Raw genomic sequence first — 17,108 nt, 5'->3', positions numbered from 1 at the left:
TTTGAGTAGACTCGTTGCTGGGAGAGGAACTTGCCGGACTCCACACGCCTGGGCGAACCCGAGCTAAAAGCATCCACACAATGGAAACGCTGGGAACGTCGCGATTTTCTGGCTGGCGCAGCTCTGTTTCTGGCCACCGCAGCCTTTGTCCTTTGGCAAAACTCGCAGATCGCAATTCTTTGGGATCTGAGCTATCTGCTTGATACCAGTTACCGCATCGCACTCGGCCAAATGCCGTATCGGGACTTCCCGCTGGTCCATCCGCCGCTGACATTCCTGCTTCAGGCCGGAATCATGCGGCTCGCAGGCAGGCACTATTTCCTGCATGTCGCTTACGCGGCATTTGTTGGCGGCCTCGCCACAGTGGTTGCGTGGCGAGTCATTCTGCGATTCCTGGAAAATAACGTCGCCCGCGCGTGGTGGATTTCGCTTTTGCTCGCCGCGCCGCTAACAGTGCTTGGGGTTTATAGCATCTATCCCCATCCGATCTACGACTGCGACGCGGGTTTTGCCATTCTCGTCGCGATTTTCCTTTTGCAGAGACTCAGACTCAATCAACCAGGGCAAGGCACTCTTCTGAGGCAATGGGCAATGGCCGTATCGACCGGAGCAGCCGTCGTCCTGCCAGTCTTCTTTAAACAGAATATGGGAGTGCCATTTCTTGCGCTCGTAGTTGCCGGCATCCTCCTTTTGCTGCTCTTGAGCCAGATCAAAAGCCGGATCAATAAGGATAGGCTGTCTGAATCAACCAACGAACCGAGTTCCGCGATCCTCTTCAAGGTTCTTGTCGCAATCTGTGCGGCTATGCTGGCAGCTCTTGGGTTGATCCAGGTCACGGCCGGCCTCGACAACTATCTTCATTGGACCATCCACTTTGCAGCCCAACGCCGCCTGCCCGGCTTTTCGGAGATGCTCACGGTCTACCAGCAGCCCTTCTTCGCGTGGACTCTGCCGACCGTTGGTTGCGGATTGATCCTCGTCTCCCTGCCGATTGTCCGGCGAACCGGGGCCAAAATCCTGGCGCTCTGCCTCCTGTCAGCTCCATTGCTCGGGAGCATCCTCTACCTGTTTCTAAACGACGATCTGGACGAGCGCGGCGACAACCTGCTCGCACTCTGGCCAATGCTGCTGATCGTTTCCGCAGTCGTTGCGTTGATCGAGCTCCGCAAAGGAGTCTCGCTTGGCGGGTTGACGCCCTTCTTCATTCTTGCGGCCATCCACGGAACGTTTCTCTCGCAGCAGCTATGGGGCTCAACCTACGCAATCTGGCCCTTGCTCATCCTGCTCATCGCACAAATGCTGACCGCCGCTCCATCAGCTGTCCGGCAGATAGTTCTCCCGCTTGCCATAGTGGTCTCAGCGACCTTCCTGATCTGCGGTGGCCTCTATGCGGCAGGCCACGAGCGCATGAACTACCTGAATATTCCCGATCAGCCGCTTTACCGCGCCACGCTGCCAGCCTTACGGGAAATGGCCGATCGCGGGCCATATCTGCCAGATTTCGAGGAACTTGTACGCTTTGCGGCGAAAGAAATCCCGCCGCAGGACGGGATTCTGCTGCTTCCCGGCGAAGAGCCATTTTTCTTCGCCAGTGGGCGAGTCCCCGAATTTCCAGTTCAGATCTTCGACAACACGACCGACCCATATTCAGCCGCCGCACTGCTCGAAGCCGCTCGCCAGCACAATATCCGTTGGGTGATCGTGAAGACCCGCCTGCAGTCGAACGAAGATCCGTTGCCGGACAGAGCGCTGGTGCTGTCTTTGATCACAAAAGAATTCACGCTCTTCCATAAACTTGGCGGCTATGACATCTATCTCCGTTCAAAAGAAGCAGCAGACTAATCACTGGTGTAAGCACCGGTTCCCGACCGCTCCGATTTGCGCCCGCAATCAAACTCTGTCATACTTCATAAATGTGTCCACTCCTCGGAGTGGCCCATCAACAACACCACGGCACTTGGGCTCGAAATGAAATTCGCTACCCAGCGATTTCGTGAGCTTCCCGCAACGCGGGACCGGCAATTGCGGTGGGAGATGAGGATAAATGGCAAAGAAAGCCAGCAAGAATATTACGAAGTCGCGTGCGGCTGTTGAGCCCCGCAATTACCTGCTGCCAGAGGCGGTAGGACTCCTGAAAAAGGTAAAGTTCGCCAAGTTCGACGAAACCGTCGATCTGACCATGCGTCTTGGTGTGGATACCCGCCACGCCGACCAGATGGTTCGCGGCACGGTTGTGCTTCCTCACGGACTCGGCAAGACCAAGATTGTCGCCGTCATCGCTTCCGGTGATCGTCTCAAGGACGCCGAAGCTGCTGGTGCGGATTTCGTCGGCGGCGAAGAGATGGTCGAGAAGATCCAGAAGGAATCGTGGACCGCATTTGATGCCCTGATTGCCACGCCCGACATGATGAAGTCTGTCGGTCGTCTGGGTAAGGTTCTTGGACCACGCGGCCTGATGCCGAATCCGAAAACTGGAACCGTCACGCAGGACGTCGCTGCCGCAGTTAAGGAAATCAAGGCCGGTAAGGTTGAGTTCCGCGCCGATAAGACGGCCCTGGTGCATGTTCCGGTAGGCAAGCTGAGCTTCCCGCCGGAAAAGCTCGTCGAGAACGCGACCACTGTTTTGGCCAGCGTGATGCGCGCCAAGCCTTCAGCCGCGAAAGGCAAGTACGTCAAAGGGATCACGCTGAGCTCGACGATGGGCCCTGGTGTTCCGATTGACGGCGCCGTAGCGGATGCAGCGGCTAAGTAAGCCGACTTTAGAGATTTTCCCGTTCTCCTCTTTTCAGCCTCTGGCGCCAGGCTTCCGAATCGGAGCTGTCGGCAACAGGAAGAGATGAGTTTTGAGCCCGGACGAGGGCGACGGGCTAAGCGGGACGGGCTGGCCGAACGGACCAGGAGTTAAGTAATGGCATTGACAAGGGCGAAAAAGACGCAGAAGGTTCAGGTTCTGGCGAAAGAGCTAGAGACCTCTACAACGGCAATCATTGGCACCTTTGCCAAGATGACGGTGGCGCAGGATTTTGAGCTGCGCAAGGTCGTCCGCGGCGCGGGTGGCAAGTATCGCGTGCTCAAGAACAAGCTGGCAGCCAAGGCTAGCGAAGGCACCAAGGTTGAGCAGGCGCTCAAGGGCCTCAAGGGCGTTTCGGCGGCGGCATTCACCTCCGGCGACCCGGTCGAACTGGCCAAGGTCTTCTCGAAGTGGGTCTCTGACAACGCCGAGTTCACCTTCAAGCTGGGCATCGTTGACGGCAAGCTGATCAACGTCGAGGAAGTCAAGGCGCTCGCCTCGATGCCGCCGAAGGAAGAAATTTACGCGAAGCTCCTCTTCCTTATCAACGCTCCGGCGCAGCGTCTGGTTACCGTGCTCAATGCGACCGGTCGCGACCTGGCCGTTGTGGTCAACGAAGCGGTCAAGGGCGAGAAATTTGGCGGCGCTGCGGCTCCGGCCAAGGTGGCTTCCGCAGAGGCGGTTGCCGCACCTGAGCCGGAAAAGCAGGCAGAAGCTGTGGCGACCGAAGCTCCCGTTGAGGGTGCAGTGGTTCCCGAGCCTCCTGTGGCCGAGTAAAACAAGTTTTCCGCGGAGCAGCGGCAAGGGGCGCCGGGTCTGGGCGCGTCGGAAACCTTGCAGCTGGGCTGGCGGGGTAGTAGAAAATTTCACACGAGTCTGGATTGGAGAACAAAATGGCGGATTTGAATCAGTTGGAAGAGCAGATTGTTAGCCTGAGCCTGCTGGAAGCAGCGGCCCTGGTAAAGAAGCTGGAAGAGCGTCTTGGTGTTTCGGCAGCAGCAGCGGCCCCGGTCGCGGTTGCGGCTGGCGGCGGCGCAGCAGCCCCGGCAGAGGTTGTGGAGCAGACCGAGTTCCAAGTCATCCTCAAGGATGCCGGCGCGAACAAGATCAGCACCATTAAGGCTGTCCGTGAAGTCACTTCGCTCGGTCTGAAGGAAGCCAAGGATCTGGTCGACGGCGCTCCCAAGGCCCTGAAGGAAAATGCGACCAAGGAAGAGGCCGAGGCTATCAAGAAGAAGTTCGAAGGCGTTGCAACCATCGAAATCAAGTAACGGCCGATCGGGTAGTTAGCAATTTCAATACCACGCATTTGCAATTGCGGCCAAGACGCGCTACATTAAAAGTTGCGCGTCTTGCCGTCCCTTTTTGCTTTCCCTTAACTTTTTGGGAAGGGATCGGGGAGAATGCGTACTCGGAAAGATACACGTCAATGGCATTTTCAGCGCCTCAGGTTTGGGGATAGCCAAGCTCCCTTTCATGGTGCGCTGAAGAAGGAATGGCCATCGGGTTGACAATCGCGCGCGGAGTGATTGTCGACGGGCAAGCTGAAGTGGGTGGGTTCTAATAGAAGCGAGCTTTGGGATCGGCGAGAGTGGGGATCAAATTCGGCAAAAGGGCACAGAAGCTTAGCTGCGCTCGTGAGGCGTACTGTCTTCACGGGCATACAGTCATGTTTAATGTAGATTTTCTTGCCTGCCGTTACCGTTCTCTTTCGACCGGGTTGCGTGTTTCATTATCCTCTCTTGCTCCCTTTGTTGTCCGATCCGGTTCGGCCGCCTTCGGTTTCAGCTCTCAATAAGCGGGAGTTTAGCCGCCGGAGGTAATTAGGGCAAGTGGAAAACTTTCCGGGTCCGCGGATGTTGCTTGGTGCTTGCTGGTTTGATTCGCGCTGCAGGACAGCACTTGTGGCCGCGATTTGCTGAACGGTACCCGCAGCCGGGTCCCGATTTGCGGGGAAACAGTACCGCACGAAACACCAATCCGATGTACGCCGGTGGCCGTGAGACTCGGGCCGCTGGTGCTCTGGCCGCCAGAAGCGACCAGAACCTCGGGGATACGAGCCTCAGGAGTGAAGCATGCCGAACGAGAATCGCGCCATTCGCAGCCGACTCGATTTTTCCAAGATTCCTACCGCCATCCAGATTCCTAACCTGATCGAAGTGCAGCGGCGTTCCTATGAGCGCTTCCTGCAGATGGACAAGCTCCCCAATGAGCGGGACGATAACGGTTTGCAGTCAGTTTTTACCTCGGTTTTTCCGATTACGGACTTCCGCAATATCTCGCAACTTGATTTTGTGGATTTTTCGATCGGCAACTGGGAGTGCAAGTGCGGTCACCTCAAGGGACTGCATCACCTGCGCACGGCTTGCGTCTCCTGCGGATCGATGGTCATCACGGATCCGTTCCATCCCGGCGATGTACTGTGCCAGCACTGCGGCACGTACAACAAGAACACGCCTGACTTCTGCAACAAGTGCGGCGACCCCGTCGGTCTGCAATTGAAGTACGACCAGCAGGAGTGCGAAGAGCGCGGCATGACTTTCTCTGCTCCGCTCAAGGTCACCGTGCGCCTGACGATCTACGACAAGGACCCCGAAACGGGTTCGAAGACCATCCGCGACATCAAGGAGCAGGAAGTCTTCTTCGGCGACATTCCACTGATGACGCCCAATGGCACCTTCATCGTCAACGGCACCGAGCGCGTCATTGTTTCGCAGCTCCATCGCTCGCCTGGCGTCTTCTTCGAGACCGCGAACAATCGCACCTACTTCCTGGGCAAGATCATCCCCTATCGCGGCTCATGGGTAGAGTTCGAATACGACCAGAAGAACACGCTTTACGTGCGTATCGACCGTAAGCGCAAGTTCCTCGGCACGATCTTCCTGCGCGCCCTCGGTCTGCGTTCGGATGAAGAGATTCTGAAGACCTTCTACACGGTCGACAAGATCCAGTTGGCTGACACGAAGCTTCTGTGGACCGTGCCCCAGGAAACTGGCGTGCCGACCCACCTGCTCGGCGCAAAGCCCGCTCATGCCGTCATTTCAAATGGCGAAGAGATCGCGCACTCGGGCCGCAAGGTCACTGCGCATGTTCTCAAGGCCCTGCGCTCGCACAGCGTCGAATCCGTCGAAATCGAGAGTGCTGAACTCGATGGCGCCCTGACTGCTGCCGACGTGATCGATCTCACCACGGGCGAAGTCATCGTCGAAGCCAACACCGAACTGACCGCCGACCGTCTGCACAAGATTCAGGCCAGCGGCGCAACCACCATCGAAGTCTTCTTCCCCGAGCGCGACGATGTGGGCAACATCATCACCAACACGCTTCGCCGCGATTCCGTGCGCAAGCCGGAAGAAGCGCTCATTGAAATCTACCGCAAGCTGCGTCCCGGCGATCCGCCGACCCTGGATACGGCCACGGCTCTCTTCGAAGGCATGTTCTTTGATCAGCGCAAGTACGATTTCTCGCGCGTTGGCCGGTTGAAGTTCAACATCAAGCTCTACGAGAACCAGGATGCCTCGCAGCTCGACAAGCGCACCCTGACGCCCGAAGACTTCTACGCGACCATCAAGTACCTGCTCAAGCTGCGCAAGAACATCGGCGCAGTAGATGATATTGACCATCTCGGCAACCGCCGCGTCAGGGCCGTCGGCGAGCTGATGGAAAATCAGTTCCGCATCGGTCTCGTTCGTATGGAACGCGCCATCAAGGAAAAGATGAGCGTTTATCAGGAACTCTCGACGGCCATGCCGCACGACCTGATCAACGCCAAGCCGGTCATGGCGGCGATCCGCGAGTTCTTCGGTTCCTCGCAGCTTTCGCAGTTCATGGACCAGACCAACCCGCTCTCGGAGATCACGCACAAGCGGCGTCTCTCCGCCCTTGGGCCCGGCGGTCTGTCTCGCGAGCGCGCTGGCTTCGAAGTGCGCGACGTGCATCCGACCCACTACGGCCGCATCTGCCCAATCGAAACCCCGGAAGGCCCGAACATCGGTCTGATCAGCTCGCTGAGCTGCTTCGCCCGCATCAATGAGTACGGCTTCATCGAGTCGCCTTACCGCAAGGTGAAGGAAGGCCGCATTCTCGACTACGTTGAGGTTGTGAACGCAGGCGACAGCGGTATGCGCGTCGGCGATCATCTCGAAAAGAACGAAGCTTACCGGCTCAATGGCGAGCTCGAAGCGGCCAGCAAGCGCAAGATCGACTGGATGCCGTTCAGCTTCTACCAATCCGCCTGGGAAGAGGATCGCCACACCATCGCGCAGGCCAACATCGAGTTCGACGAGAACGGCGTCATCACCGAAGAACTGGTGAATGCCCGCCGTCAGGGCAACTTCGTGCTCGTCAACCGTTCTGAAGTTGACTTCATCGACGTTAGCCCCAAGCAGCTTGTCTCGGTCGCCGCTTCGCTCGTTCCGTTCCTTGAGCATGACGACGCCAACCGCGCGCTGATGGGCGCCAACATGCAGCGCCAATCTGTTCCGCTGCTCGTCGCTGAAGCTCCGCTGGTCGGCACCGGCATGGAAGGCGTGACCGCACGCGATTCCGGCGCAGTCATTCTTGCCAAGCGCAACGGCATCGTGGATTCGGTCGACTCCGAGCGCATCATCATCCGCGTTGAGGGCGAACATCACCCCACGCAGTTGTCGCGCGAAGTCGGTTCGGATATCTATCAGCTCATCAAGTTCAAGCGCTCCAACCAGAACACCTGCATCAACCAGAAGCCGGTCGTTCGCGAAGGAGAGCGTGTCGTCAAGGGTCAGGTCATCGCTGACGGTCCTTGCACCGAGCAGGGCGAGCTTGCGCTCGGCCGCAACGTGCTCGTCGCCTTCATGCCTTGGCGCGGATACAACTTCGAAGACGCGATCCTCATCAGCGAAAAGCTGGTGCGCGAGGACTACTACACCTCGGTGCACATTGAGGAATTCGAAATCGAAGCCCGCGACACCAAGCTCGGACCCGAGGAAATCACGCGCGATATTCCCAACGTCTCCGAGTCGGCGCTGCGCGATCTCGACGAGAGCGGCATCATCCGCATCGGCGCTCAGATCAAGCATGGCGACATCCTCGTCGGCAAGGTAACCCCCAAGGGCGAAACCCAGTTGACGCCGGAAGAGAAGTTGCTCCGCGCCATCTTCGGCGAAAAGGCCGGCGATGTTCGCGACGCTTCGCTGACGTGCCCTCCGGGCATCGAAGGCACGGTCGTCGACGTCCGCATCTTCTCCCGCAAGGGTCAGGAAAAGGACGAGCGCGCCAAGCAGATCGAGGCCGAAAACACCTCGAAGCTCGAAAAGAACCTCGGCGATGAGATTCGTATTCTCACCGACGAGCGCCTCAAGCGTCTCGACGCCATCCTCGGTAATAAGGAAGTTCTAGCCGATCTGCACGACGAGCGCACCAACAAGCGCCTGCTCACCAAGGGCGCGCTGCTGGATCGCGAAACCATCGAGCGTATTTCCACCAAGAACCTCAAGCGCATTCGCTTCGCGGACAAAGATCCGCGCGTGAATGAGCAGATCGACGAGATCGAGGAGATGACTTCGCGCCAGATCGAAGTGCTGCGCAAGATCACCAACGAGCGCGTCGCCAAGCTGCAGAAGGGCGATGAGCTTTCGCCCGGCGTCATCAAGATGGTCAAGGTGTACATCGCGATGAAGCGCAAGCTGTCGGTCGGCGACAAAATGGCCGGCCGTCACGGCAACAAGGGTGTGATCGCGCGCATTCTTCCCGAGGAAGACATGCCGTACCTGCCCGATGGAACGCCGGTGGAGATTGTGCTCAATCCGCTCGGTGTGCCTTCGCGTATGAACGTCGGTCAGATTCTCGAGACGCACCTTGGCTGGGCCGCTGCCGAGCTTGGTAAGAAGATCGCCGCCATCGTTGAGCAGAACGCCGAAGCCAACGAAATCCGTGAGGCGATCAAGGTCGGCTTCAAGGACACCGCAGCCCTGAATCAGTTGCTCGAACTCGACGACACGATGTTGATTCGCGTGGCCAAGGGTATGAAGCGCGGAATCTGGTTCGGAACCGCAGTCTTTGATGGCGCGCAGGAAAGCGAAATCAAAGCTCTGCTTGCTGCAGCCGGCCTGCCCAGCTCGGGCAAGACGGCGCTGTTTGACGGCATGACCGGCGAGGTCTTCGAACAGCCGGTAACCGTGGGCTACATCTACATGCTCAAGCTCTCGCATCTGGTGGACGACAAGATCCATGCTCGCTCCATCGGGCCGTACTCGCTTATCACCCAGCAGCCGCTGGGCGGCAAGGCGCAGTTCGGCGGACAGCGCTTCGGCGAGATGGAAGTGTGGGCGCTCGAAGCCTATGGCGCGGCCTACATTCTCCAGGAGCTGTTGACTGCCAAGTCCGATGACGTATATGGCCGAACCAAAATTTATGAGGCCATCGTCAAGGGCGAAGCAGCCATCGAGCCTGGCGTGCCGGAAAGCTTCAACGTGCTGATTCGCGAGCTTCAGGCCTTGTGCCTGGATGTCGAGCTGATCAAGCGCGCCGATCTGAAGAAGCTGCCCGCACCGGAGCTGATTGACGTAGCCGTAGCCGATTAAGCGAACGTGACCGGGTCTTCCAGCGAAGGCCCGGCCACATGCTTCCGTGATTGAGGGAACTGCCCGGAGTGGTGATCGCCACCGCCCAGGGCCCGGCAGAACTCCCGCAGTATCTTCCCTGGGAAACAGCGACGGTCACGCCGAAAGGCATGCCAAGGAGGGTCGCCTTGTTCCGTTCCAATCCATTTGAACTCACCACGCCCATCAAGGACTTCGACGCAATTCGCATCATGCTCGCCTCTCCGGAGAAGATCCGAAGCTGGTCGCACGGCGAAGTCACCAAGCCCGAGACCATCAACTACCGCACCTTCAAGCCGGAGCGCGATGGCCTCTTCTGCGCCCGCATCTTTGGACCGGTAACCGACTGGGAGTGCCTCTGCGGCAAGTACAAGCGCATGAAGCACCGCGGCGTCATCTGCGACAAGTGCGGCGTTGAAGTTACAGTTTCCAAGGTGCGCCGCGAGCGCATGGGCCATATTGAGCTGGCATCGCCCTGCTCGCATGTCTGGTTCTTCAAGGGCCTGCCTTCGCGTATCGGCCATCTGCTCGACATTTCTCTGCGTGACCTCGAAAGCATCCTCTACTTCGAGTCCTACGTAGTCGTCGATCCAGGCGACGCGCCGGTCAAGGAGCGCGAGGTCATCAAGGACGAGAACCGCTTCCGCGAACTCGACCAGCAGTATCGCCCCACCGGCTTCAAAGCCATGATGGGCGCCGAGGCGATCAAGGAACTCCTCAAGCGCGTCAACTCCGACGAACTGTCGGTCGAGATGCGCGAGAAGATGAAGACCGAAACCTCGGTCCAGAAGAAGATCAAGTACTCCAAGCGCCTCAAGGTCGTTGAAGCCTTCCGCAAGAGCGGCAACAAGCCCCAGTGGATGATCCTCGACGTGCTGCCGGTCATTCCTCCGGAGCTGCGCCCCCTCGTTCCGCTGGACGGCGGACGCTTTGCCACATCCGACCTGAACGATCTCTATCGACGCGTCATCAACCGCAACAACCGGTTGAAGAAGCTGATGGACCTCCACGCTCCTGAAGTCATCGTGCGCAACGAAAAGCGCATGCTCCAGGAAGCCGTCGATGCGCTCTTCGACAACGGCCGTCGCGGCCGTGTCCTGCGCGGCGCAAACAACCGTCCGCTCAAGTCGCTCTCCGACACCCTCAAGGGCAAGCAGGGCCGCTTCCGCCAGAACCTGCTCGGCAAGCGCGTCGACTACTCCGGCCGTTCGGTCATCGTGGTCGGTCCCGAACTGAAGCTTCACCAGTGCGGTCTGCCCAAGAAGATGGCCCTCGAACTCTTCAAGCCATTCATCTATCACCGCCTAGAACAGACCGGCCACTGCACCACCATCAAGCAAGCCAAAGAGATGGTCGAGATGCAGGAGCCCGTGGTCTGGGACATCCTCGAAGAAGTCATCAAGGATCATCCCATCCTGCTGAACCGCGCTCCTACGCTCCATCGCCTGGGCATCCAGGCCTTTGAGCCGGTGCTCGTCGAAGGCAAGGCCATCAAGATTCACCCGCTCGTCTGCACCGCCTTCAACGCGGACTTCGACGGCGACCAGATGGCCGTTCACATTCCGCTCTCTCCGGAAGCGCAGATCGAGGCCTCCGTGCTGATGCTCGCGGCGCACAACATTCTGTCGCCCGCATCCGGTCAGCCCATCACCGTCCCCACGCAGGATCTTGTTCTCGGTCTTTACTACCTGACCAAGTCCAAGGCCGGCGCCAAGGGTGAAGGCCGCACCTTCGCCAACGCCGAAGAGGTCCTCATGGCCCTCCAGGCCGGCGAAGTCGAAACGCTCTCGCCCATCCGCCTGCGCTACACTGGCCGCGTCCTCGACATGACCACTGCCTACGACGATCAGGATCTGATGCACACAGACCCCGTGGAGTTCGACAGGAACTTCATCTCCACCACGGTCGGCCGCACCATCCTCAACGATGCGCTTCCCGAAGGCATGCCATTCATCAACGGCCTGCTCAAGAAGAAGGGAATCGGCCAGCTGGTCAGCTATTGCAACCAGAACCTCGGCCTCGAGATCACCGTTCGCATGCTCGACCGCATCAAGGAGCTCGGCTTCCAGTACGCGACCCGCTCCGGTCTCTCGGTCGGCCTCGATGACATGGTCATCCCGGCCTCCAAGTACACTACCGTGGCCGATGCCGACAAGCGAGTCATCGAAGTCCAGCAGCAGTATCTGGACGGCGCAATCACCAACGGCGAGCGCTCGAACAAAGTCATCCAGATCTGGTCGGCAGTTACCGAGCAGGTCGCCGATGAGATGTTCGGCAACATGAAACAGGCCGACAAAGACGGCGCCATGAACCCGATCTACATCATGGCTGATTCCGGCGCCCGTGGTTCGAAGCAGCAGATTCGTCAGCTCTCCGGTATGCGCGGACTGATGGCCAAGCCCTCCGGCGAAGTCATCGAAACCCCCATCACCGCAAACTTCCGCGAAGGCCTCACCGTGCTCGAGTACTTCATCTCGACCCACGGCGCACGTAAGGGCCTCGCCGATACCGCGCTCAAGACCGCTGACTCCGGCTACCTCACCCGTCGTCTCGTCGACGTGGCGCAGGACGTCATCGTCACCGAAATGGATTGCGGCACCGTCGAAGGCATCTACGTCAGCCCCATCGTCGAGTCCGGCGAAATCATCGAGCCGCTGCGCGACCGCATCATCGGCCGCGTCTCGCTTGAACGCATCAAGGATTTCGACGGCAACGTCGTGGTCGAAATCAACCAGGAGATCAACGAAGAGATCGCTTCCGCCATTCAGGGAGCCGGTGTCGAGCGCGTCAAGATTCGCTCGGTGCTCACCTGCGAATCCCGTCGCGGCGTTTGCGCTCTCTGCTACGGCCGTAACCTCGGCTCTGGCCGCATGGTCGAGCTTGGCGAAACCTGCGGCGTCATCGCGGCGCAGTCCATCGGCGAGCCCGGCACGCAGTTGACCATGCGTACCTTCCACGTCGGCGGAACGGCATCGCGCGTCTCCGACAAGAGCCGCCTCGATGCCAAGAACAACGGCACGGTCCACTTCATCAACCTCAACACCGTCAAGTCCGAGAAGGATGGCATGTTGGTCGCCATGAACCGCTCCGGATCGGTCGCCATCGTTGACGATCGTGGCCGCGAAAAGGAACGCTATCAGGTTGTGTACGGTGCGCGTCTCCGCGTGGAAGACGGTCAGAAGGTTTCGCTGGGCGATCAGCTCGCCGAATGGGATCCCTACACTTACGCAGTGCTCACCGAAATCGGCGGCACCGTGCAGTTCAAGGACCTCCAGGAAGGCATCACCCTCAACGAAGAAGTCGACGAAGTCACCGGCCTCTCACGTCTGGTTGTCGCCGATGCTCCCGATGAAAAGCGTCAGCCGGCCATCTGGATCAACGGCGCCAAGGGCAAGAAGCGGTATCTCATGCCCAGTCGCGCTCACTTGATGGTTCTCGATGGCGACACCGTCGGACCGGGCGACATTCTCGCCAAGATCCCTCGCGAATCGACCCGCACCAAGGACATCACCGGCGGTCTGCCGCGCGTCGTCGAGCTTTTCGAAGCCCGCAAGCCGCGTGAAACCGCCATCATCTCCGAGATCGACGGTGTCGTTCGCTTCGGTGAAGTCTCCAAGGGTCAGCGCAAGATCTACGTCACCGCCGACAACGGCGAGGAGAAGGAATACAGCGTTCCTCGCGGCACCCACGTCAACATCCAGGAAGGCGAGCGGCTCTCGGCTGGTGATCCTCTCATGGATGGCCCGCTCAACCCGCACGACATTCTCAACGTCCTCGGCGAAAAGCTGCTGCAGGCTTACCTGGTCAACGAAATCCAGGAAGTCTACCGCTTGCAGGGCGTGACCATCTCGGATAAGCACATCGAAGTCATCGTTCGTCAGATGCTTCGCTGGGTCCGCATTGAAGACGTAGGCGACACCAACTTCCTGCTCGAGCAGCAAGTCGACCGCTTCCGCTTCAACGAAGAGAATGAGCGCGTTCTCGCCCTCGGTGGCCGCCCATGCATCGGCCGTCCGCTGCTGCTCGGCATCACCAAGGCGTCGCTCTCGACCGACAGCTTCATCTCGGCCGCCAGCTTCCAGGAGACCACCCGCGTCCTCACCGAAGCCTCCATCAACGGAGCCATCGACGGACTGCGCGGCCTCAAGGAGAACGTCATCGTCGGCCGCCTGATTCCTGCCGGAACCGGACTCGACTACTACCGCTCAGTCCAGCTCTCACCAGAACTGGAAGAAGCGGCAGAGCGCGTCAAGCAGGAAGTAAACGCAGAATTCGAAGCCGCAGAACGCGAACTAGAAATGATGCGCCAGGAAGGCGAAGCCGAAGAAATGGCCGCCGAATAGGACTGGCCGTCCAGGCAACCGCGGGCTTCGCCCGCAAAAGCAACAACAAGAAGCCCGGCCTCGCGCCGGGCTTCTGCATTTGCTCTTGTCTTTCTTTCTGTCATTCCCGAAGGGAATCTGCTGCTCGCGGGTGCCCCAGGTCTCGCTTCTGAGACCTGGGCTTCTCCATCCAATAAAAATCCTCCAACGAGCACACTTCAGCGCCAACGGCGCGTCGCTATCCCAGCCCAGCCCAACGGGCTGGGTACGAGTTCCGGAAGAGAAATCCGAGGGCTGAAAGCCCGATCTATCTGCTCAGGTACGCCTCAGTTCCCTTACCAGATTTAGCTCACCAGACGCCCGTCCACGTCGGCCTGCAATTGCGCCTACGCGCGATCCAATGCATAGACCTGTGGCCTGGAACCTGGGGATAATCTCTATGCGATCAGGATTAAAATCTTTTATGCCGACATGATCACTTCTGTTATGGCGCGACGTTGTTTCGAGGGAGTATATTGCTCGACAGAAGGAGCCTTCCGTATGAAAAACAGCAAAATGCAACCTGATCAGCAAGGCCAGCAACGCCCGCAACTGCATCAGCAACAAAAACAGCAACAGAAAGCCGGGCACGACAAGGGGCCCAAAAAGCTGGCTAAGCAGGACGCGACGTATCAGGAGCATGAGCATCCCGAGTCGCGGATGACCGACTAGGTATGATCCAGCTTCGACCTGCGTATCTCTTTTGCGGGCAATGATCCCTCCCGCGCCACCGTGGGAGGGACCGCAAAACCTGTTTCCTGATCGAAGCAGACGAAAAACGAAGCTCTGCATTAGACCAAATGAGCGAACTGCCGCCGGGCACGCCCTCTCGCGAAATGAGACCACTTTGCGCGGCTCCCGCTTTCGATTGGCCCAAAAATCTGTAAAGATGTAAGAGACATGGCTACTTCCGCTTCCCTGGACCGCAAAATATTTGCCGACCGAATTGGCCGGATTGAAGTTTCTGCAACCATGGCTGTCGCTGCCGAGGCCGCGAAGCTGCGCGCTCAGGGCGTCCAGCTCACCGACTTTGGCGCAGGCGAGCCGCATTTCCCCACTCCGCGGCACATCAAAGACGCGGCGATTGCGGCCATTGAGGCCAACTTCACCCGCTATACCGTCGTCCCCGGCATCCCCGAGCTGCGCAAGGCAATCGTGGAGCGTCATGCCTGCGACTTCGGTTCCGACTACGGCATCGATGAGACGATCTTCACGACGGGCGAAAAGCTGGCGCTCTTCAACGCCATCCAGATTCTCATCGAGCATGGCGACGAGGTGATCCTGCCCGTCCCCTACTGGGTCAGCTTCAAGGACATCATCCAGTACGCCGGCGGCAAGGTTGTTTACCTGGAAACCGATGAGGCCGAGAGCTTCCGGATCACCGCCGACGCAATCGAGGCGGCGATTACGCCCAAGACCAAGGCGATCATCCTCAATTCGCCATCGAATCCTGCCGGCAATATCGTCTCCGAGGAAGATCTGGAGCGGATTGTGCGGGTCGCGCACGAGCGCGGCATCTATCTGATTCTGGACGAGTGCTACGTCTACCTGAACTATGAGTCCAAGCCGGTTTCGGCGGGCAAATTCGCCTGGGCCAAAGAGCACATGATCGTGCTCGGGTCGCTCTCGAAGACCTACGCGATGACCGGCTGGCGCGCCGGATATGCTCTCGGGCCGAAGTCGATCATCGCCAATCTCTCGAAACTGCAGTCGCAGTCAACCTCGAATGCCACAAGTTTTGTGCAAAAGGGCGCAATCGCGGCCCTCGCCGGCTCGCAGGAGTGCGTCAACGAGTTCCGCGCCGAGTTCAAAGGCCTGCGCGACTACATCATCGCCAAGCTGAAGGAGATCCCCGGCGTTACCTGCACCGTTCCCGCCGGAGCGTTCTACGTTTATCCCAACATGAGTGCGTATATCGGAAAATCCGGCATCCAATCCGCTACCGAACTGGCCACCCGCCTGCTGCACGAGGCGCACGTGGTTGCGGTGCCCGGCGAAGCCTTTGGGACTCCGCACCACATCCGGCTGTCTTATCCTGTCACCCGGGAGACCATCGACGAAGGCGTCCGACGCATGAAGCAGTTTCTTCTCAACCTATAGAACTGCGGGTCTCTGCTCAAAGTCCAGCGCAGAGACCTGCAACATACCTATTTCTCGCGATTTGAAAATCATGGCTTGAAAGTGACTTCAGTGTCACCTGTAACAGCTAGGCAACTCCATGCTTGGTGGGGTAGGATAGCGTTTCCATGACGAATAAGATAGATTTTCGCCCGGTAATTCTGGCTGGAGGAAGCGGTACGCGCTTCTGGCCCCGCTCCCGTCGCGCCAGGGCAAAGCAGGTTCTGGCGCTGGATGGAGACCGCTCGATGCTCCAGCAGACGGTCGAGCGCCTGAGTCCAATTGCCGCTCCAGGTCAATTCTGGGTTATCACGAACGAGCTCCTCTCCGCCGAAATCGAGGCCCAGCTCCCTGGAGTCCCGCGTACGCAGATTGTCGAGGAGCCGGTCGCCAGAAATACCGCTCCAGCCTGCGGCCTGGCCGCGTTTCTGGTAGAAAAGTCCAATCCGGATGCCGTAATCGGCGTTTTTCCGTCGGATCACGTGATCGGCGACGAGCCGCGATTTCTCAAGATGATTGAGCGCGGCGTTCAACTCGCGGCATCGGGCGATGTAATGGTGGTCCTCGGCATCGAGCCGACTCGCGCGGAAACCGGCTACGGTTACATCGAAACTGGCGACGACGGCCCCAACGAATCGCTCCACGTGCGGCGTTTCACAGAAAAGCCGAGCCGCAACCGCGCCGAGGAGTTTGTCGCCGCAGGCAACTATTTCTGGAACTCAGGCATGTTCCTTTGGTCGGCGCGCACCCTCGCCAAGGCCGTTCGCGAGCATCTGCCGGAGACCGCTCCACTGCTCGAAGAGATCGCATCCGCCTTCGGCACGGAGCGTTTCGACGCTGTTTTCGGCGAGCTTTATCCCCAGTGTGAAAACATTTCCGTCGACTACGCCATCCTCGAACCGCGTTCTGCTAAGGGCGAGCATCACTCGCGTCTTTATTGCCTGCCCGCCGAATTTGGCTGGAACGATCTCGGCTCGTGGGAATCCCTATACGAATATCAGGTCGAAACGCGGTTGCGCGGCGATGAGGAAGGCAACGTGGCCGAGACCAGCGGCCTGATGACGCTCGATTCAGGAGACAACTACGTCTTCAGTCCGCGGAAATTCGTCGCGCTGGTAGGCGTGCGGGATCTGGTGATCGTCGAAACGGAGGACGCGCTCCTGATCACACACCGCAGACAATCTCAGGATGTCGGCAAAATCGTGAAAGAGCTGGCCGCTTCCGGCCAAATCGAGCTAATCTGAGCCCGAACCGACCTGG

The 17,108-nt window shown here is 58.9% G+C and carries 9 protein-coding genes; all 9 read left to right on the top strand.

All coding sequences use genetic code 11. The features are described 5' to 3' along the window. Positions 1-30: 30 nt before the first annotated feature. The 9 genes from OHL23_RS02880 (at position 31) to OHL23_RS02840 (ending at position 17,092) form a co-directional block, all read left to right on the top strand. The gene (locus tag OHL23_RS02880) at positions 31-1,842 is read left to right on the top strand and encodes a hypothetical protein (protein ID WP_263350271.1); all 1,812 of its coding nucleotides are present in this window, start codon (positions 31-33) and stop codon (positions 1,840-1,842) included. A 202-nt stretch (positions 1,843-2,044) separates the two neighbouring features. Beyond that, on the top strand, positions 2,045-2,752 hold the full coding sequence (gene rplA, locus OHL23_RS02875; RefSeq protein WP_263350270.1) for a 50S ribosomal protein L1: 708 nt from the start codon (positions 2,045-2,047) through the stop codon (positions 2,750-2,752). Positions 2,753-2,908: 156 nt separating this feature from the next. Further along, entirely contained in the window at positions 2,909-3,568 is a 660-nt protein-coding gene (gene rplJ / locus OHL23_RS02870; protein WP_263350269.1) for a 50S ribosomal protein L10, read from the top strand. Positions 3,569-3,684: 116 nt separating this feature from the next. Beyond that, the gene (gene rplL, locus OHL23_RS02865) at positions 3,685-4,062 is read left to right on the top strand and encodes a 50S ribosomal protein L7/L12 (protein WP_263350268.1); all 378 of its coding nucleotides are present in this window, start codon (positions 3,685-3,687) and stop codon (positions 4,060-4,062) included. Between the two features lie 804 nt (positions 4,063-4,866). Further along, a complete protein-coding gene (gene rpoB / locus OHL23_RS02860; protein ID WP_263350267.1) occupies positions 4,867-9,351 on the top strand; it encodes a DNA-directed RNA polymerase subunit beta in 4,485 nt (1,494 codons plus the stop codon). A gap of 167 nt (positions 9,352-9,518) precedes the next feature. Further along, the gene (gene rpoC / locus OHL23_RS02855; RefSeq protein WP_263350266.1) at positions 9,519-13,712 is read left to right on the top strand and encodes a DNA-directed RNA polymerase subunit beta'; all 4,194 of its coding nucleotides are present in this window, start codon (positions 9,519-9,521) and stop codon (positions 13,710-13,712) included. 519 nt (positions 13,713-14,231) lie between these two features. Continuing rightward, positions 14,232-14,402 (top strand): hypothetical protein, encoded by a 171-nt coding sequence (locus OHL23_RS02850; protein ID WP_263350265.1) that lies wholly within the window; start codon positions 14,232-14,234, stop codon positions 14,400-14,402. 228 nt (positions 14,403-14,630) lie between these two features. Continuing rightward, positions 14,631-15,830, top strand: coding sequence for a pyridoxal phosphate-dependent aminotransferase (locus OHL23_RS02845; protein WP_263350264.1), 1,200 nt, complete (start codon positions 14,631-14,633; stop codon positions 15,828-15,830). Between the two features lie 146 nt (positions 15,831-15,976). Beyond that, entirely contained in the window at positions 15,977-17,092 is a 1,116-nt protein-coding gene (locus tag OHL23_RS02840) for a mannose-1-phosphate guanylyltransferase (protein WP_263350263.1), read from the top strand. Positions 17,093-17,108: the final 16 nt, after the last annotated feature.

It is taken from the genome of Acidicapsa acidisoli (assembly GCF_025685625.1).
GTDB lineage: Bacteria > Acidobacteriota > Terriglobia > Terriglobales > Acidobacteriaceae > Acidicapsa > Acidicapsa acidisoli.
This window is presented reverse-complemented; position numbering and strand designations above follow the sequence as displayed.